Origin of the sequence: Pseudomonas sp. OG7, from assembly GCF_014192825.1 — a bacterium.
Lineage (GTDB): Bacteria > Pseudomonadota > Gammaproteobacteria > Pseudomonadales > Pseudomonadaceae > Aquipseudomonas > Aquipseudomonas monteilii.
The window spans coordinates 1-19049 of the sequence record NZ_JACHYK010000012.1 but is presented as its reverse complement, the minus strand read 5'-3'; the positions used below and the strand labels follow the sequence as shown (position 1 = coordinate 19049).

The window sequence follows — 19049 nt, the reverse complement described above, 5'->3', positions numbered from 1 at the left end:
TCCCCTGTCTGACCTGCATCGAGTAAAGCCATGTCTCCCACGATCGCCCCTGTGCAAACCAGCGCCCGTCATCCCGACGCCACCACCGTGGTCATCATCGGCGGCGGCATCATCGGCCTCACCGCCGCATTGACCCTTGCCGAACGCAACATCCCGGTGGTGGTGCTGGAAAAGGGGCGCATCGCTGGCGAACAGTCGTCCCGCAATCTGGGCTGGGTACGCAAGACCAACCGCCACGCCCACGACATCCCCCTGGCGCTGGCGGCCGACCAGTTGTGGGCCGAAATGCCGGCACGTGTGGGCAGCGACGTCGGCTATCGCCAGGCCGGTATCATGTTCATCGGCCGCAACGACACGCAGATGGGCATGCATGAAGGCTGGCTGAAAAGCGTCGAAGCACTGGGCCTGGACTCGCGCTTGCTGAGCGCGCATGAAATAGCCCAGATGGTGCCGGGTGGCCGGGCAGACTGGGCGGGCGGCATCTTTACCCCGTCGGACGCACGCGCCGAACCCACCCTGGCCGCCAGCGCCATTGCCCGTGCGGCAATGGCCAAGGGCGCGGTGGTGGTAGAGAACTGCGCAGTGCGCACCCTGGTCACCGCTGCTGGCCGAGTCAGCGGCGTGGTCACCGAACAGGGCGAGATTCGCTGCGATCAGGTGTTGCTGGCCGGCGGTCTGTGGTCACGCAAGTTCCTCGGCAACCTTGGCATCAACCTGCCAACCTTGCCGCTGACCTGCTCCGTGCTGCGCACCGAGCCCATGGACGGGCCCACCGACATCGCCGTCGGTGCACCGGACTTTTCTTTCCGCAAGCACAAAGACGGCGGCTACATCATCACCCAGCGCGGCGCGCTGGATGCCTTCCTGACCCTGGACCACTTGCTGCTGGGCAAGCGTTACCTGCCCCAGTTGCGTGCCCAGCGGGACTTCCTGCGCATCAGCTTTGGCAAGCACTTCTTCAAGGATCTGGCCCTGGCCCGGCGCTGGAAAGCCACCGATGTCAGCCCCTTCGAGCGCGTACGGGTGCAAGACCCGCTCGCCAACCCGGCACTCAACGAGGAAGCCATGCGCAACCTCAAGGCGGCCTGGCCCGTGTTCGAACAGGCACGTATCGCCAGCGCCTGGGCCGGGACCATCGACGTCACCCCCGACTCCAACCCGGTGATCGGCCCGGTGGCCAGTCTTCCGGGCCTGACCCTGGCCACCGGTTTTTCCGGGCATGGCTTCGGCACCTCGCCTGCGGCCGGCCAGCTGGCAGCAGACCTGGTGTCCCAGGCAACTCCACTGATAGACCCAGCGCCTTACCGTTTCGAACGCTTTACCTGACGTCATAGCCATGACTGGCCAAGAAAGGATTTCCCCCCGACAAGCTGTTGCGAATTTACTTACAGTGAAATACTGTATGTGCATACAGCAGAACAAGGAAATGCCTGTGTCCAGCACCGCCTCCGCCACCCCGAGCAGCTATGAACAGCTGGGTGTACGCATCCAAAAGATCATCAACAGCCCTACCGCCCAGCGCAGCCGAGCGGCGCTGATCTTCCGCCTGGAACAGGAAAGCCCGGAAGACTGGGAAACCTTGCTGGAGGAGATCGCAGAAAACGACAACGTAACCCTCGCTCACCGCGACGATGGCGGCGTACAGGTTTTCTGGACCGTACCGAAGGAAGACTGACCCCGCATGAGAGTTTCGTTTTTTGCCGCAGCCTGCCTGTTACTGACCGCTTCACTAGCCCAAGCCGATGCCCCACGCACCTTTCAGGAGGCCAAGAAGGTCGCCTGGAAGCTGTATGCGCCGCAATCGACCGAGTTTTATTGCGGCTGCAAATACAAAGGCAACAAGGTCGACCTGGCGTCCTGCGGCTATGCCCCGCGCAAGAACGCCCAGCGCGCGTCACGTATCGAGTGGGAGCACATCGTGCCCGCCTGGCAGATCGGCCATCAGCGCCAGTGCTGGCAGGACGGCGGGCGCAAGCAGTGCTCGCAGCATGACGAGGTGTACAAACGTGCCGAGGCTGACCTGCACAACCTTGTACCGAGCATCGGCGAGGTTTATTTACCTGCGGTCGCTTTTTTTCTGATCTGTTGACAGCCCCAAGATCACTGCTAGCCTCCATCGAAGGTGGGAACCTCGTGCGAGGGCTAGGCGATGCAGGTGTCGGTCGTTCCTGGGGTGCGGTGGCAAGGCCGCAAGATCAATGCTGTCATGATCGTTCGTGATGGCCCGCTCTCGAATGACTCGGTAGTTTTCGTCCCCACGTTCCACCTCCTTCAATTGGCAAAGTCAGTGCCAGAAATCACGTTGAAAGCGATAGCAAGCGATCTTAAACGCTACTTTGAATCGCTAGAAATTGCTCATCTCCCTTGGGACGAGGTCACTGACGACCAAATGTCCGGTTACATCGAAACAACCCTAATTAAGAAATATCAACTTTCAGAGCGAAGTATTTCGAGGCATTGCTCTAGCATCAAAGGAATGTATACAAAAGTATCTGAAATTGGACTTACCGATAAATTCTTTGACTATAGCTTTAGATATTATAATGAAGCATTCCTCGAAATACAGGGTGCAGCTCCCCCTTCCAAAAATTTTAGACTGCGAAAAAAATACATCAACGACCCACTATTTGAAGTATTACTTGAACATGCTTCACCTTCGGTGGGTTTTCTGAGAGACCGAAACGAACTTATTCTCTGCTTGGGCAAACAATTAGGCCTCAGATCGGCTGAAGTGACCAGCGAAAGAAATCTGAAGCTCAGCGAACTGAATCCCCTTCTCTCTCTAATAAAAAAGCGAAGAAAACTGGCTTTCTCAGTGTCGATTATCGGAAAGCGCAATAAAATTCGCGAGGTCGATATCTCGCCAGATTTAGTACAAAGAATTTCTAAGTTTATCGAAACGCATCGCCACGGCATTCCTGGAGACCAATTAATCTGCGCTCAGGATGGAAAATGCCTAAGCCCATCTTTTGCAAGTAGATTATTCGATCAAGCCAAGAAAACAAGCCTCTCTAAATTAAAGTCTTGTTATGAAGAGCTGAGCGCGCAAGATGACGCACCGTACACAATTAGCTGGAAATCAATAAAAAACTTAACTTTTCACTGCTTGCGCCATACATACGCCACAAATTTAGTCACCTATGCTTATCAAAATGGATTTGACCCATACAGCTATCTTCCTAGTCAGCTAGGTCATACAGACCCCAAAACGACCAAACAATACACTGACTTCTATGCTGTAATGCATAACATTGATCCTCTGCGCCAGGCATTCAGCATAAAGGACAGCCACAGTGAATAACACAACCACTGAAAGTGCGTATTCGGAGCATGAACAAGACGACCCACATATAGCAAATGTGGCCTACAAAGGCATATACAAAACAACAGTCCGCAAAACAATATCTATCCCTGAGAAGCTACATGGCTGCGCTCTTCTTCAGTGCATGATAAAATTCCTGAAGGTGCATACAGCATCGCGCCTCTTCAACCTATACAAATTTGCCACCTCAATTCCTCAGCTCATATCGTTCATATCAGCCAACTACCACACTCCTCAGTCGATACCGAAAAACATTCTACAAATCTACAGCCAGCACTTGAGCGATCAAGGCAATGCTCAATCCAGTATACGAACAATACTCGGCCACATGAGCTTTGTACTGGCATGGACTATAAGCCAACCATGGTTTAAAACATTACATGTCAATGACAGAGTCTTTATCTTGGCAGTGCTCGATCATAAACCTAGCATTCCCAGAAATGCTATGCTGGATGGCACCGCGCCTGCCATGTCGGAACTTGTAGACGGGAAGGAATTTGACGATCGCGATCTACTTGACTCACTAATACGTTTCTGCGCAGGATTTTTGACGGTATTTAAAAGACACCGAAGCATTATCGTTTCGAACCGACGAGTTGCAGAACGCCTGAAAATTTCTAAGTCGTCCTCAGCACCTGACATAGATTGGCATTTTCGCGAGCCTAACTGGGACGATTATAACGAAATCTTCAACGCTATAGTTGCCTCGCGTGACGCCACATTGATCGAGCGCCTGCTGCTCTCCAATCAAATTTTCAAGGACTATTTCATCAGCGCAGGCTCTCCCGACACCTTGGAGGATCTTTATAAAAAGCTCAAGACATGCGTACGTGAAGTTGGCTCAATAAGATTTACAGATAAACTTAGGACGGACAACCAATACATCACGTTCGAGCAACTCGATATCCGTAGCCTTCTAAGCCCATGCGAGGCAGAAGAAATTTGTATGCGCTGGTTCTTAGCGGTTGATCGCATACAACAAAGCGGACAAAAGCACTTAAGACTTGAAGACATTGAGATCACCCCAACCCATGCAACTGTATCCTTCTTAAAAATGAGATCCAATGAATACCAGCGAGAATCAACATCCCACAAACGAAAGACGATTAATTATAAAATACTTGAGTATTTCTTAGAGCTAAGAACGAGCCTCGAAGAAAGTTTTTTAAACCTTCCAAAAGCGAGAAACAGTGCAGATATCACAGAAGGCACCGACGCTATCAATCCTGATCTAATTAACTCGAACACCCCGCCATTCTTCCAGTTTGAAAATCCGTTCGCCAGAAGACAATCACATTCATCAATAACGTACAGGCCGATTGTTTTCGCCTGCACCCCTGGCACAAACCTGTATGAGGAAATATGCACACTCTACCCAAAAGCCAAACTGTTTCAAGAATACTTCAAGCTTTTAGTCGATGAGAATACTGCGGCACACCGGGTAGCTGATCAACGAATTCAGTTGGGGCTTGAGCAGGTAGGCCCGTCTAGCGAGCCGTTGACTTATCGCCTGAGCGCTAATGTGATCGCTCAGTCTCGGGCAATTGTAGATCCAGAGCAACCGATACTCCCTTCTGCCTTTGATCATCGAGCAAGAGCGGAGGCAGCTGCTGATGCGAGCGCGCACAGTATTAACGTGCATCAGGAAGTCTATCAAAACCGTAGCCAGACAGCTCATAGAATTGGACAGAGGAAAACTTTTGTAGACCAGGTAGGCAGACTGCAAGAATCTGACGCGCGCAAGGTAGCCTCCTACATGCAGAATACTACGATTGTCTCTCTGAGTGAGATAGATGATCTGCTTGGATGGGGCACGGAACTGTTCAAAAACAATGACATTGAAGACTTCAACCGCATGACAGATATTGCCGAGGCGAAAGGTTTCAACTGCGTACCGTTTGGTTGGCTGTCTAAACCGCAAGCTGCAGAGCGCATTATCATTATATGTCCTATTGTCGCCGCCATGATCCTATCTTTCATAAGCACTTGCCAGTCAGAACTAAAGAATTCTAAAAGCCTAGAGCGTGCCCACTCCATTCTTCTTCAGCTTTGCTATGCTAAGCTTGTTCTCAAGAATTTTGATCAGCGGACAATCGCTGACGGAAAACAAATACTGAAAGAATATGACCTACCTTCAGTCATAATATGAGAGAAGGAAATGAAATCAACCGGTGAAGCGGGGAAACGGCATACAAATCGGCTTGGAGACCACGCGTTTGCCATTCGAGACTCATCCCGAGAAAACCCCGTCGAACTTTCTTTCGAGTTTTCATGTGATAACGCCAAACGAATTTGGGCTCAAGAGACATTACTACTAGCACCCGAGATACTAACCAGGGAAAAGGGCGAGCCCATACTGGTGAAATCGATTAAATGGGCGAAAGACTGCTGCGTAGCATTGGGGCAGATATGCGAATACTGGGAGAATAATCATCCACGAAAGTCGCTCTGGAACTGGACGGAAAAAGAGCTTTCAGCTTGCCTTCAAAGCTTAATGATCAGGCGCGAAATCACAGAGAGATTTTCTTCACCTGTTTATTCGAAACAACGACTGACTGATTACACAGTACTCCTCAATCTATCCCACTCTGGGCATCTCAAGGGAAAGACTCATGATAGTTTGAGCTTCCCTGTCACGAAAACAATAAAATCGGCACTCATGCAACCGCTGCTTGACGATTTGGGGCTCACACCAGAAGAGTGGGCGAGAGGGAAAAGCCATCCACCACTCCCGCTTGGAGTTGCTTCTGTATTATTAAGCCAGGCCATATCAACCCTGGAGTCAGAAGAATCAAAGGTTGCAATGGCCTTCTATTCAGCCTGGCGATTAAGGCCCACTTCCATGAAGCTATGGTTCATTTCAAAAAACCGGCGGTTTGACATTATCCAGGCCAGTTACCTAACCCACATGGATCCATACCGACTCAAGGAGCAGCTTAAAATTCAGGGTGTTGAGCACACGATCCAATTACCATGGAAGAATCTACAAGAGTTTCGTTTTTTTCGTCGCCGCTTAATTGGAGCGTGCTTGAATATTATTTTCATCCAGACCGGACACCGCAGCCATGAACTGCTCTCCACCGTTTCAAATGACCGTCGCCGAAAAAATGGCTCACTATTAGTCAGGCAGGCGCTAGACAAGTCACTTGATGGTATCAAGGTCTATCGCCCATTGCCGGAGCTATCTTCGAAAGCAGCCGAAACTCTCTGGAACTTAAGCTTTATCGACTCAGACAAGTTCCCAATACCGTTACAACACAGTCTCCACGACAGTGGCTACGCACGGCAGGTTATGGAGAATACATTTAACCCGTCCGCAATCGCAGCTAATGAAAATTTGACACTCAACAAGCGACTAAATAGCTTTTATCAATCCGATGTGCTGCCCGTGATACCAGAGGCACACAACATCCATCCCAGACTGAGCACTCATCAATTCAGACATACATTTGCCGAATTCGCCCTGCGCAGGTTCGATGAAGACATTCATGAACGCTTACGTGAGCATTTCGTCCATAGCTCAGGGTACTCAACTTTGATCTACGAGAGGTGGAAGCTGTCGCCGGCAGTCCAGACCATGCTCGAAAAAGACTATTTATACGAACTGATCGGTAAAACTGCTGCCGGAAAATTAGAGATGCGCTTCTGGGGGCCGGCATATCATCGAATCAAAAACATGATTGAAAAAATTAATTTCGCACATCCCAGCAACCCCGAAAAGCATTATTGGAATATAGTATCTCAGGTCGAGCGGTTCACAGCATTTGAGTGGGGATTCTGCGTTCTTTTCTGCGACTCTAAACATGAGGCAAGATGCCACAACCAGTTTACGGGACTTCCGGATATAGATGGTGAGTCTACTGCTGAACGCTGCACTGGATGCCCCAACAACATGGGAAATTCAATTCAGAAAGAAAATTTGATCCGCACTGCTCTTGCACACTCTGAAATTGGACGCACCCACCCTATAAAAGCAGTCGGGAAGATTTGCTCAGACATTGCCGAACAGATTATTCGACGGGTAGAGAAATAAATTGCCTATTACATTAGATCAGTTCAAGAAAGCCCAAACCCCTGCACCTGCAGAAATCCCGTCTTGGGCAAAAACTGAAACCACCCAACTCTTATATTCCTCCACAATCAAACATTACCAATTAATCAAGTCAAAGATCGAGAGCGGCAATTCCAAATTACCTCCAACCGACCGGATACTTATCGCGAGAAGAATAGCTTTGGACTGTGGACTAAGCCCAAGTATTATTAGCACTCGAAGGCAAGCCGAAATTGTAAATCTCATCACCGAGCTAAATGAAGAATTATCGACTATTTACACCAGCACAGCGGCAGTCAAAACACCTAGCGGTCGCAAATTAACCAAGAAAGAACTTATAGCAGAGAATGCTTCACTCAAAGCAGAGATCACTAGACTGAAGACATTAGAGCTTGGCGCATACGCCCACACTATTTTAGACAGTCACCTTACACCCACATCACGTGCGCAAGCAATAACCATAGCTAAATTGCGGACAGAAATAGAACGCCTAGAAGTTGTTATTTCCAACCAGGCAGATCAAAACAGAAAATACATGGACGCATTAAACCATATCAAAGGTGATATTTAACCCCTATTCAAACGACCACCGACTCTAAGCTTCTCATCTCCGTGTATCGAGCAACGCCCCCACCCAGCAAAAGCGCCAAACCGCAGAACTTACACTTTACATTTATACTTATATTGATATAAAAAAATCCCCGCATCCCTTGCGCGCTATTGAAAGGCAGTCTACTAATGTCTAGGTACCTTATCAGCAGCACCTAGCTTGGGAGCCGCCAATGTCTAGCCGCATACACTGGGGTTTTAAAGAAGAAATACTATCGCTTTTATCGAGAGCTGCCTTGGCTTACTCTGATACTGAACAACAAATGCAACTGCTTGACGAAGCCTCTATTCTACTGTGGCGATTTGATGAAAGCGTGCTTCCTCGTCAAGCCGCCGAGTTACGCGACCTTCTACCAGTGGCCATTGAAACTTGGCTACCCCGGAAGGTATCGATGCTCTATAAAGGGGCATTGATGCAGAAGGGCATGCCCACAATACTTTGCGACACGATTCTCGTTGACATGTCGGAGGACTCGTTGACCCTAAGAGACTCTCTGATCTCCGAAGCATTGGAGCGAACTACTGGAAAGGGTCGGCCCGCCAGCTTCCGAGAACACGAAGTAAGATTCGGATTCCCTGGACTTCTTCTGCCCAACGATCTATACCCTGATGACTTTAGATCTATATTTTACACACGAATACCGAGCTACAGACGGGATCAATTCATCTATTGCTGCAGGGATTGCCTATACCCGCTCGACATACATGGCGATCACTTCCAATGCTCCTCACCATTTTGCCGGACACCCAAGTACCCACTGGCGCCTCCGCACTTTCCGACCAAATGGACAAGTAAACCGATTGCGAAATATAATTTTAATTTTCAGCCAATGCTTTCTCATTTTGCCTGGCGCACCATCGCCTGCCCACTGGTCATGGAGAAAAGAATTTTAACCTATTTAAGGAAAGTCGTCCCTAAGTCTACCCAAGAGACGATTATTCCACATAGTAATCGCCCCGGCTTTACCATTGAGGAAAATGGCCAAATCATAGAATTCAACCCTGTAGCAACTCACTCGTTACAGACAATCTCCAATTATTACTCGCAGCATGATCTCCAGCACCCCGTATGGATTGTCGTTCCTCAGGGCACTCATAAGATTCATTTTGGTCTACGCTACCGCCTCCCGGAAAACTACGTAGTTGTCACCACGCAAAGCTATTCCTATGAGTATCTGAACAAATTCTATCTAAACCGAACCCGAGGACGTCGCATCCGTTGCCCTTAGGGTATTCAGAAATAGCAGCCAGCCAAACCTATAACCATTGTTCAATTTAGCAAAATTCTATAACGACTTATTCTGTCTACCTCTCCACCCTTTACCTCCACCACAAAGCATCCACCAATTCACCCTGGCCCCCCTCAGCCAAACAACCGCTTTCACTTTGTCACCAAATACCCATCCAGCACGCACCCCGCCCGCTCAACCTGATCCATCCCCTTCCCTGCCTGGACACTGCGATCTAATGCAGCGTGTCATGCCGGTGCCCTAGCATTCGAAACTGAAACTCCGAGACCGCCTGGAACATTCCCTCAGCTTCCAGTCGCAAGCGCTCAACTTCTACGCCAAACAGGCCTGCTGCTTGCGCCTCGTGATACCGCTTGAGCGCATCGATCGCCTGGGTCATCAGGGGGTTGCCTGGATCTAGAATCGCGAAAATTTCCTTCTTCATCGGCGTGCTCCCATACGCATCTGACCAGTTTAGTGTCTTTCACATAGCGAACTCTGCACGCGCTCACAGCGCACTCAATCTTCTCCAGGAAAGCTTGGGCGAACACACGCCAGTCACTGGCTCAGCTCACCCATCACCATTGGGAAGCCCGCTCTGGAATAGGAGCAAATCCTCGCAACAATGTTGATTGCAGCTGCCACAAGGCCCGGGGCAGTCGAATGCTAAACTCACAGTCGCTCACTGCTAACTCTTCAACGAAGGAGATCAACGTGTTTAAGAACACCATCAAAGCTCTGAATCAGCTCAGTGGGCAGGGGCAGCGCGTAGAGATCGGCACTGACGAAGAAGGCTATTTTGATCGTGAGTGTCCTTCCGAGGGATGCCTGTTCCAATTCAAGATCCACATGGAGGACTGGCGCCAGATCGTTCGGGATGAGGAGGTGTTCTGTCCCAACTGCGCTCATGCTGCGGACTCGAAGAAGTGGTGGACGCAGGAGCAGTTAGCTCACGCACGCGAAATGGCTATCCATCAGGTGAGAAGTGCCATATCCACTGGAATGCGCGCAGACGCGCAATCCTGGAATGCCCGGCATCGCTCCCACGGATTCATCTCCATGACGATGTCAGTCAACAGCAAACCGCAGCAGGTACCGATGCCATTCCTGGCATTGGAGCCCATGCGCCTCAAAATCACCTGCACACAGTGCCAATGCAGATATGGCGTGATTGGCTCCGCCTACTTCTGCCCTGCGTGTGGTCACAATGCCGCAGACCACCAGTTTGAGCAAAGTATCAGTGGGATCAAGAAGACCATTGAGCAACTGGATGTCGTCAAGTCAGCCATTCCCGACCGTGATGCAGCGGAGTACACCACTCGCCTGCTCATTGAAAATTGCCTGCAGAATGCAGTGACCGCCTTCCAACGTGTGATGGAAGCACTCCATGGCTCGCTCAAGCTTGGACACCGAGTGAGGCGAAATGCTTTCCAGAATCTTGTTGAAGGTAGCCAGCTCTGGGCTGACGCAATCGGCACCCGCTATGAGCAGCTCCTACCAATCGAGCGCCTTGAACGGCTGACAATCTTGTTCCAACAGCGCCATCTGCTGGCCCACACCCAGGGCATCGTCGACGAGGACTACGTAAAAAAGAGCGGGGACAGCCGTTATCGAGCGGGTCAGCGTATTGTGGTCAGCAGTGATGACGTTTCGGAGATTGTCAGTCTTCTTGAGCAACTGACCACCAGTTTGCGCAAGGCTATTGAATCGATTCCATCCCCCACTGCTAACGAGGCGGAGGGGAGCTCTCAGGGATAAACGTTCCAACCCGGCCCATTCATTTCTGAAATAGGTATACGGTTCATGCCCATTCATGTGCGCCGATTGTTTCAAGCTCATCATTGCGGCTCCCCCTCGTACATCGACTCGGGGGCCAGCCAGATCACATCGGTGCGGGTCATTGAGCGATAGCTTGAAGAAATTGTGCGTGGCCCTCTGGGCCTGAGGTTGACGATTTCACCGTGACCACTTGACCAGCAATGGGCAGTTCGACGATCACTGACGCTTCGGCTGACTATTTAGTTGGGCCTTTTAGCGGAACGAAAACCGGCAATGAAGCTGCTGCGAGCGGATCCTGATGGAGCGGCATCCTTGTCGGCACCGACACCACTGCCATGTCCGCTAACAGCTGCTTGAGTGCTGCGCTCAGGCGGCGACCAGCATAATCTCTTTGGCCTCTGATACTTGCTCCAGCAAGCCAGGGTGTCGCATCTCCAACTCGATTACATCGGCTTGATAGCTCAGCGCAGGCAGCACCTGTTTTCCGCGCCGCAGGAAACCAGTCAGATCAGCAAACTGTGGATGCGAAATTCTTGATGCTACCGCTCGATCGTTGATCAAGACGTCCACTCGCCTAGCATTGAGCGCCGTCAGGTCACTGTCGAGCTGCATAACACTCTCTCGACTGTGTTTTATGGCACCGGACTTCATCTGGACGTGAGACAACATGAGTCCAAGGTTGACCAGGCGATCCTGGAGCAGTTTGATTTCCCCCAGACGTCCGATGCTGCTCTCCGGGATAAGGGCATGCCTTTCCAGTACAAGCTTGGTGAACTGGTATTCCTTAAGCAGCGGCCTGATCAGACCTTTGAGTTGCTGGACGTCACCCAACTCGCAGAATTGCTTGGCCGAGACTGCCAGTGATCTAAATTCCGCCTCGTCTTGCAGCAGATTACGATCCTGGATCTCGCTCACCATTTGCACCAACTGAGCGATGCCACGTGACTGGGCCTCGATCTGATCACTGATGCCATCGAGCTTCTTGCAGACGATGATGAACCCTGCCGTCGTGACCGCCAGATTAAGACCCGACATGACCAAGTTGGCTGACTGCAGTCCTTGGAGCATGTCCATACTATCTTTCATCTGGCCCATGCCAGACTCAAGTGACCCTAATCCTTGTGAAAGAGTGGATTGAAGCTGATCAAGACGTTTTTTGACCTCTTCGCCGTCATTCGGGAACACGAGGTGACCCACGATCTGGCCACCCTTCCCAGTGCCAGCAGCATGGCGAACGACACCCCCGCAGAGGTTGTAGAGCCCCACGCGAATTTTCTCCAACACTTCTGGCCTATCAGGCAGCGACCGAATCAGTGGATCAGGATTTACAGACATGAGCGAAGGTTCTCCTGGTAAGCGTCAAAATCGGCTTCGTAGCGTGATCTGCGGATCCGTGCGATTTGGAGTACGGCGGGGACGGTAATTCGAAACGCTGGGGACGCCACCTGATAGAGTGTTGCGCCTGCTGTGGCCACCGCCAGTGGCGGAGCAACCAAGCTGGCGAGCCGGCCACCGACCGCGCCAGCAATAGCCGCTGCACCACCACTTGCTACAAATCCGCCCAGGCCACTTGCGCCGGATACCAGCACCTTCACGACCTGCGCTACCTGAGCCATCATCGCTGCGTAATCCGAAAAGGTCTTCTCACGCATGTACTTGTTGACTGCCCGATCAATGATCATGCCTTCAATATCAAATAAGTCGTGGGACGCCTCAGGCTTTCCATCCAACTTCTTCGCCACGTCGGTGGCTAACTCGTGGTATTCCACGCTGCCTGACCTAAAGATACTGGCGATGGTGTTGCTCCCGAATGCACGGATCTCGGCATCTAGGACATCGGGAATGGTTTGCAGCTTCCCTCTTGAGCGATACGTCATGATGGTGGCCTTGACCTTGCTGTCCAAGGCCACTCTGCCCTTACCGTTATCGGTAATGAGATCCGCCAGCACATTGAGTTCGTCAGACGTGGCGCCTGCCAGCAGGACGGGCAGCGGAAGGTTTCGAGAAGCAACAGCTGTCATGACTGCTCCTGTCGTTTGATTACGGGTCATCCTTACCCTCAGCGTCATTTAGACCTGAGTTGTTGGGGCAATTCTAGCGAATGGCCACTACAGTGTCTCGCCCCCAGAAAGGTGGCGTCTGGAGATTCTTGAAATGCGCATGGTAGGTTGCTTGTCCCCTGATCTACTCCTGGATCAAACGGTCGGCTCGCGAAGGCTTAGCCACAGGACGCAACCCTCTTTCTCCTAGCACGGATCTCATCGAGCCAGCGGGCAGCCGACATCCTGGCGACTGGAGATTTGCATGCAGATCCCTGTCCTCCCCGGCGACCTCATTAGCAACCGTGGCTTCAAGAGCATGGCCAAGCAGCTCCGTAAATCACTGCGTGGCCCCGCGAGAATCTCCCTGGCGTTTGCCCAAGATCTCCTCGCTTAAGGCTTCGGCTACCAGCATTACAATGACCTGGAGTAATCAGCGAAGGCCGCTGAATCGACTGGGCCGTGCATTGAGCACAGCGTAAGCCTCCATGCAAACCGTATTGCATGACTTACCTGGCACAGCAGCTCTGCAATTTCATATGCCCGCTGCGTAGCTTGGCCTCAGCCCCTAGTGAAGATTTCCAGAAGCGATCGACGACAGTATTTGGCTTTTGGAGCCTCATCACTATCACTAGAGTACAAATATTCTCCACGTGACTAGTGCGAGATGCGCTGTGAATCTCAAAATCGTTCGTTGTAATAGGGCAGACCCGACCAGCAGCGCCGTGCTTAGAGATCTGCACGCATCGCATGCAATCCAGGAAATACTAGACCATTGAACGCCGAATCACGCTGATATCAGTCTTGCCAAGCTAATGGCCCATTGTCATCATTCAAGCCAAAATCACAGCATCCAACGCTCAGGTTCGTTGCTGGTACGCCTCATTGGCCGTGCTGCGCCTCTACCGAGGCGAAATGGCAGGGATGCATTGCTGAAATGCGTGGAATTTCAGGAAGCAACTCAAAATAAACTCATGGATCTCACGTAATGAAGCTCCTAAAGCAATTTTTTGCAGGCATCGCAAATTTCTTTGCGAGCCGGCCTGACGAATCCGTTGAACCCCTGCTCCCCACGATCGATGAGGCTGCGCTTCGGGAACGATTTGACATCGTGGCTAAAGCGCATGAGCACGGAGCAGGGAGAGTACCTGCCCCCGATGCGGTACAACCTAGCCCGATTGAGCTAAACATCCTCGCTGAGCTTGGCAATATGCGCTCGATGGGTTTCAAGTACGGTGTTCACCGAAAAGTGCTCATTCAGCGAAGCCTTGACAAAGTCCAGCTAACGCGAGATGCCAATCGGATGGCACAGCTAGGTGATGAGTTCGTTCGCGAGACCGATAAGCTGCTTTCCACTCATGCCACAAAGCTGAGGGTCACCAATCAGCAATTGATAGCCCGCAAGGGGCAATTGGATAACTTCAGGACGAAAAACAAGCTGCCTGAGACTGATGCCAATTTACCCAATCGCAATGCACGTAGCCGAAGATGGGCGATTCTGATCATCGCTGTTGCGATCGAAGGGGTGCTCAATGCCTTCTGGTTCGCGAGTGGCTTGGCTGATGGATTGATGGGCGGCTTCGCTTTGGCCCTACTCTTCTCCATCGCTAACGTAGCGTATTGCTTCTTTGCAGGCAGAGTGCTGACCAACATTAACCATGTGAAGCTGTTTCGCCGTGTTTGGGGCTGGGTGGCAGGGGCCACCGGGTTGCTGGCCACCAGCGCTATCGGACTCCTTGTAGCGTACTACCGTTACATCCTTGGGGTGATCGAGGATGACGAGGCAACCCCAATTTCGATGCTGACCGAAGCGTTTACAAGCGGGGTCAACCCTTTCGTGGACTTCCCGTCAATCATGCTGTTGCTGGTCACCATGGTGTTTGGCGGTGTGGCGGTCTGGCATGCTTATTACTGGACGGATACCTACCCAGGCTACGCCAAGGTTTTCAAGGCTTACAAGGACGCTTTTCTGGCGAATACCCGAGCGCTGACCGAGATTAGAAAAAAACTTGAGGATGAAAAGTCAAGGAAGCTCGACCTCCTCGAAAAAGATATAAAAAACGCAGAAGAAAGGGTACTCCGCTACAAAAGCTATATGAACGACAAAACCGTCGTCGAGAAGCTACTGGTCGCGTATACCGTCAAGGTCGAGAATACGCTCAGGTCTTTGATCCAATGCTACCGGTTTGAAAACGAATTGAAGCGACCAGCGGACTGTCCTCGCCCCGCCTACTTCAATGAACCTGTGCAGCTTGGAGAAGACAAGATGCCATGCTTCAGCACAGCAGAGGATCAGGTGCGCCTCAATGAGCAACAGCAGCTGTTAGATGAGATGACGGCAGTCCTCGAACCTACGCGCAAAAAAATTCAAGCCGCATTCAATAGCCAATTTGACCAAATCCAGCCTCTGGAAAGTCACGCCTGACAGGACGCGCTATGTCACTTTTCGAAGACGATGAAAAAACCTCTTCCTCCACCATGCTGCTATGGCTGGTAGTCATAGCCTTCCTAGGTGTACTCAGTTGGTATGGATGGTATGTGTTCAAAAAAGATGGTGAGGACAGGGTTACCCTTTGCCCTAACAAAGGGCCTACAGCGCATTACGTCGTGCTCATAGATAACACGTCACCATTCCCTTTCAACCAGAAAGCAGCGCTGTCACAGCGCATCAAGACAATGGTACTTACTAAAGTTCCTACAGGTGCCTTGGTATCTGTGTTCCTGCTTGGCGAAGACTACCAAAATCAAAGCACACCTGTTTTTGAAAAGTGTAAGCCAACGCAATGGAACGACGACATGAAGCTTGTCGCCTCCAAGCGGCTTGTCGAAAAAGAATATGATCAAAAGTTTGCTAAACCTCTGAATGACGTCATAAAGCAGATCCAGCTGGATCAGAAAGCAAAAACCTCCCCGATATTTGAAATGCTTCAGTTGGTGGGAATCAAAGGCTTTGCGGAGGCGAACGTGAAAGGCCCTCGCCATCTGATCATCTACAGCGACATGGTCGCTAATATGCCCCAGTTCAACATGTATACTCAAAAGCTACCTGCATTTAAAGATTTTGCGAATACCCCCTACGGCCAAAATGCGACTGCGAAGACGCTTGAGGGTGCCGTGGTGACATTTAATATGTTAGCAACCGAGCCTAATGCAGCCCCTTACAGAATGAGGTCTGATTTCTGGTCAGAATATCTAGAAGAGAACCATGCCACTCTTGATGAATTCAACCCAATGGAGGGCTTGTAATGGATATCAAGGCACTTGTAAGAACGGTAAGATTTTGGTTCATTACTGCTTTGATTTTCAAAGTAGTATTCGCCGTTCTCAGCTTGTATGTTGGCACCTTATTGTTCGGGCTAGCCCTGCCAATCGCAGTCATGGCAGGCTACTGGTGGGTCGGGAATAGAGTCCGGGACAACTACGACACTAACCTGACAGTCGCTAAATTCGCTGACTCGATTTACTACCTCGGCTTCCTCTTCACCGTCGTAAGCATCATCATCTGTTTGATTGACATCCAGAGCATTGGAGACAATCTGACCGACATGGCTATGCGTTTCGGAGCCGCATTGGTCAGTACGGGCATAGGCATGGTTGCGCGGACGCTCTATGTTGGTTTTCGGCCAGATCAGGATGATGCAGCACAAAGTGTACATGACCAGGCCGTAAAGGCTTCCGAGAACCTCGCTCACGTTTTTGAGCACACCCATCAGCATTTTTTGATGTTCCGCGACAGTGTGATTTCTGCATCAAAGGATGCCGTTTCGAGCGTTCAGGAGCAGATAACGGAAATGTCCAAGCGAAATATCGCTGAGATGGACTCTTATTTTGCCCAGGCCACTGAGCGGAGCAATGAAGCCCTCGCAACGATGCTCAATGATGTGAAGAAAGCCAGCGATGAAATGCTTGGCACGATCTCAGGGCTAGCCCAGAAAAGCGAGCAAACGCTGGAACGAATGGAGAGCCATTCGATGGAGTTCGGAGCAAAAGCTTCAGCTCGCCTGGAGCAAACGCTCTTCCCCGATGACATCTTTGCCAAGAAACTGAGCCCGGCACTCGATACGTTAGAAAGTGCCACAGAAGGCGTGAGTTCCAGCGTTACGACCTTGGCTGGCGACGTTAAGGACGCAGCTCGCTCAGTGGGCACTGCCATCCGGGGGCTCAATACCAAAACACAAGCTTTGGAAGAGAACCTTGCAGCCATTGGCGGCATTGTTGATAGCCAGCAACGCCTGATGGACAGTATTACCAGCCAGGGTGGCTTGGTTTTGGATCGCTTTGAGCGAGTGCAGAAGGAGTTCCTCGATACGCTTGATGACTACCAACAGGATCACCAGGACTCGGCAAAAGCAAACCAAGATGTGATTACGAAACTGACCGAGAAATACGGCGAAATCAACGAGGGCCTCGTGGCCGCAATAGGACGGCTCGACACTGAAATCGGCAAGGGGTTGAGAAGTGTTATCGACCAAGGTGCGAAAGCAAACGATGCTCTGGCCGTAAGCATGATGGACTCGCTTAAGCCACTGATCCAGGCAATCGTCGATAGCAACAAGGCCCATGGTGAAGTGTCCGCACAGGTTGAGCACAGCGGGCGCAGGCTGGATCAGGCGTATGCTCAGCTGAATGAATCCATAGCCAAGATTGAGTCAATTCAGCCACCTGTCTCTCCCGTGTCGGTCATTGCTAATCCTGAAGAGCCCGCTGCAGGCGAGGCGCCTTCTGCAGTAGCTGAGGCGAGGCCTGCTTGATGAGCCAGAAGAACGATCAGGTTTTCAATCTTTCCATTACGGAAATCTGGATGGTAATTGCGTTCCTTCTATTGTTGTTGACTGGATATCAAGTCTACAAACTCAACGCCGATAAGCGTGAGATGCAGCAGCAATTGGATAGCTTCAATGAGCTGAAAACACGTGAAAGTGCTGTTGCAGAAGCTACTCAGGCTCTGAAATCCAGGCTAGCTGGGATGGGGATCCCCAACCCCGATGAAGTGATCAGCAAACTGGTCGATGCGTCCAAAGCACGAGATGAAGCCAGTCAGTTGAGAGTATTGCTGACTCAAAAGGAACAAGAAGTCACGACGCTTGCGGCGATCGATAAGGCGCTGACAGCCGCAGGCAACAGCACCAAAGACGGCAAGGCCAAACAGCTCATTCTTGAGACATTGATGGCTTACGATCAACTTAAGAAGTTGATAGCAGACCCTGAAAAGGATCAACAGCCTACGGATATCATTAAACGAATTGGTGAGTTAAAAGCTGTAGAGCAGATACTCAAAACTGGCCTGAACAGCGAGAGTGATCCAACCCCCGAGCAGGTTCAGGAGATGGTGAAGCAAGCGCAAGCATTCGCAAAAGCTGAGAAAGAAGGGGTGAACCCTGCATCCTTGCAAAAAGCGAATGCTGACCTAAAGGGTCAAGTCCAATTTCTTCAGAACCGACTCAACAAAGGCAAGGGTGGGGACTTCCCGCCATGCTGGACAGACAGTGCGGGGAAACCGGAAATGTTCTTAACCGTTTACCTTAAGGAGAACTCTCTGAACTTCGAGCCAGCATGGCCACCTGGCAGGCTGGCAGATGCCCAAGCTCTGCCAGGTTTCAGTGACTTAATGGCCAAGCCAACCCGAAGCTATGAAGATTTTTTACGCGCTACCCGAGAGATTAAGCAACAGTCTGAAAAGCTTAAATGCAGGTACTTCGTGAGGCTTGCGAGTCAGATTCAGGATGCCCCGACGTCAGACAAACGCCGGATCCAGGTCGAAAGGAATTTTTACAAGATCGAAGTACCACGCTGGTAATCTTCCAAGAAGCCTTCGACAATAGTCGAAGGCTCAAAACTTTACCAGACAAAATAAACTCCTCATTAAAGCTAAAATCTCTTCACTCAATCACATCGCCCATCTGACACACAATCACGACCGGGCTCAGTGAATCGCCCCTGGTTTTCTAGACACTCTCCAAGCTCAGGAAATAGCGTTTCTCATACTCTACTGGAGACAGCTGCATAGCACTGCTGTGTCG

At 50.9% G+C, this 19049-nt stretch carries 14 protein-coding genes and 1 pseudogene; 12 read left to right on the top strand and 3 right to left on the bottom strand.

What is annotated here, in order from left to right; translation table 11 throughout:
* Positions 1-30: 30 nt before the first annotated feature.
* The 7 genes and pseudogenes from FHW75_RS24855 (at position 31) to FHW75_RS24825 (ending at position 7944) form a co-directional block, all read left to right on the top strand.
* Positions 31-1326 carry an FAD-binding oxidoreductase gene (locus tag FHW75_RS24855; RefSeq protein WP_019096839.1) on the top strand — a complete coding sequence of 432 codons (1296 nt, stop codon included), beginning with the start codon at positions 31-33 and terminating at the stop codon, positions 1324-1326.
* Positions 1327-1432: 106 nt separating this feature from the next.
* Positions 1433-1675: a DUF1654 domain-containing protein gene (locus tag FHW75_RS24850; RefSeq protein ID WP_016711353.1), complete on the top strand. Its 243-nt coding sequence runs from the start codon at positions 1433-1435 to the stop codon at positions 1673-1675.
* Between the two features lie 6 nt (positions 1676-1681).
* Positions 1682-2053, top strand: a pseudogene (locus FHW75_RS24845) (endonuclease); the annotation flags it as partial.
* 102 nt (positions 2054-2155) lie between these two features.
* Positions 2156-3301 (top strand): site-specific integrase, encoded by a 1146-nt coding sequence (locus FHW75_RS24840; protein WP_183674906.1) that lies wholly within the window; start codon positions 2156-2158, stop codon positions 3299-3301.
* Positions 3294-5471 carry a hypothetical protein gene (locus FHW75_RS24835; RefSeq protein ID WP_183674903.1) on the top strand — a complete coding sequence of 726 codons (2178 nt, stop codon included), beginning with the start codon at positions 3294-3296 and terminating at the stop codon, positions 5469-5471. The genes FHW75_RS24840 and FHW75_RS24835 overlap by 8 nt, the downstream gene beginning before the upstream one ends.
* A 9-nt stretch (positions 5472-5480) precedes the next feature.
* Positions 5481-7355 (top strand): hypothetical protein, encoded by a 1875-nt coding sequence (locus FHW75_RS24830; protein ID WP_183674900.1) that lies wholly within the window; start codon positions 5481-5483, stop codon positions 7353-7355.
* 1 nt (position 7356) lies between these two features.
* Positions 7357-7944, top strand: a complete 588-nt coding sequence (locus FHW75_RS24825) for a hypothetical protein (RefSeq protein WP_183674897.1) — start codon at positions 7357-7359, stop codon at positions 7942-7944.
* Positions 7945-9446: 1502 nt separating this feature from the next.
* Here the strand turns inward: FHW75_RS24825 and FHW75_RS24820 are convergent.
* Positions 9447-9656 (bottom strand): hypothetical protein, encoded by a 210-nt coding sequence (locus tag FHW75_RS24820; RefSeq protein WP_183674894.1) that lies wholly within the window; start codon positions 9654-9656, stop codon positions 9447-9449.
* Positions 9657-9925: 269 nt separating this feature from the next.
* On the opposite strand from FHW75_RS24820, the gene FHW75_RS24815 reads away from it, so the two are divergent.
* Entirely contained in the window at positions 9926-10969 is a 1044-nt protein-coding gene (locus FHW75_RS24815) for a hypothetical protein (protein WP_183674890.1), read from the top strand.
* Positions 10970-11356: 387 nt separating this feature from the next.
* On the opposite strand, the gene FHW75_RS24810 is transcribed toward FHW75_RS24815, so the two are convergent.
* Complete coding sequence (locus tag FHW75_RS24810; RefSeq protein WP_183674887.1) at positions 11357-12325, bottom strand: hypothetical protein; 969 nt, start codon at positions 12323-12325, stop codon at positions 11357-11359.
* Positions 12316-13011 carry a hypothetical protein gene (locus FHW75_RS24805; RefSeq protein ID WP_183674884.1) on the bottom strand — a complete coding sequence of 232 codons (696 nt, stop codon included), beginning with the start codon at positions 13009-13011 and terminating at the stop codon, positions 12316-12318. Before FHW75_RS24805 ends, FHW75_RS24810 begins: the two co-directional genes overlap by 10 nt.
* Before the next feature lie 1006 nt (positions 13012-14017).
* Between FHW75_RS24805 and FHW75_RS24800 the strand changes: the two genes are divergently transcribed.
* From FHW75_RS24800 to FHW75_RS24785, 4 genes are read left to right on the top strand one after another with little or no spacing between them, the layout of a single operon-like run.
* Positions 14018-15454 (top strand): hypothetical protein, encoded by a 1437-nt coding sequence (locus tag FHW75_RS24800; protein WP_183674882.1) that lies wholly within the window; start codon positions 14018-14020, stop codon positions 15452-15454.
* A gap of 11 nt (positions 15455-15465) precedes the next feature.
* The gene (locus FHW75_RS24795) at positions 15466-16275 is read left to right on the top strand and encodes a hypothetical protein (protein WP_183674879.1); all 810 of its coding nucleotides are present in this window, start codon (positions 15466-15468) and stop codon (positions 16273-16275) included.
* On the top strand, positions 16275-17780 hold the full coding sequence (locus tag FHW75_RS24790; protein WP_183674876.1) for a hypothetical protein: 1506 nt from the start codon (positions 16275-16277) through the stop codon (positions 17778-17780). Before FHW75_RS24795 ends, FHW75_RS24790 begins: the two co-directional genes overlap by 1 nt.
* Entirely contained in the window at positions 17780-18826 is a 1047-nt protein-coding gene (locus FHW75_RS24785) for a hypothetical protein (RefSeq protein WP_183674873.1), read from the top strand. Before FHW75_RS24790 ends, FHW75_RS24785 begins: the two co-directional genes overlap by 1 nt.
* Positions 18827-19049: the final 223 nt, after the last annotated feature.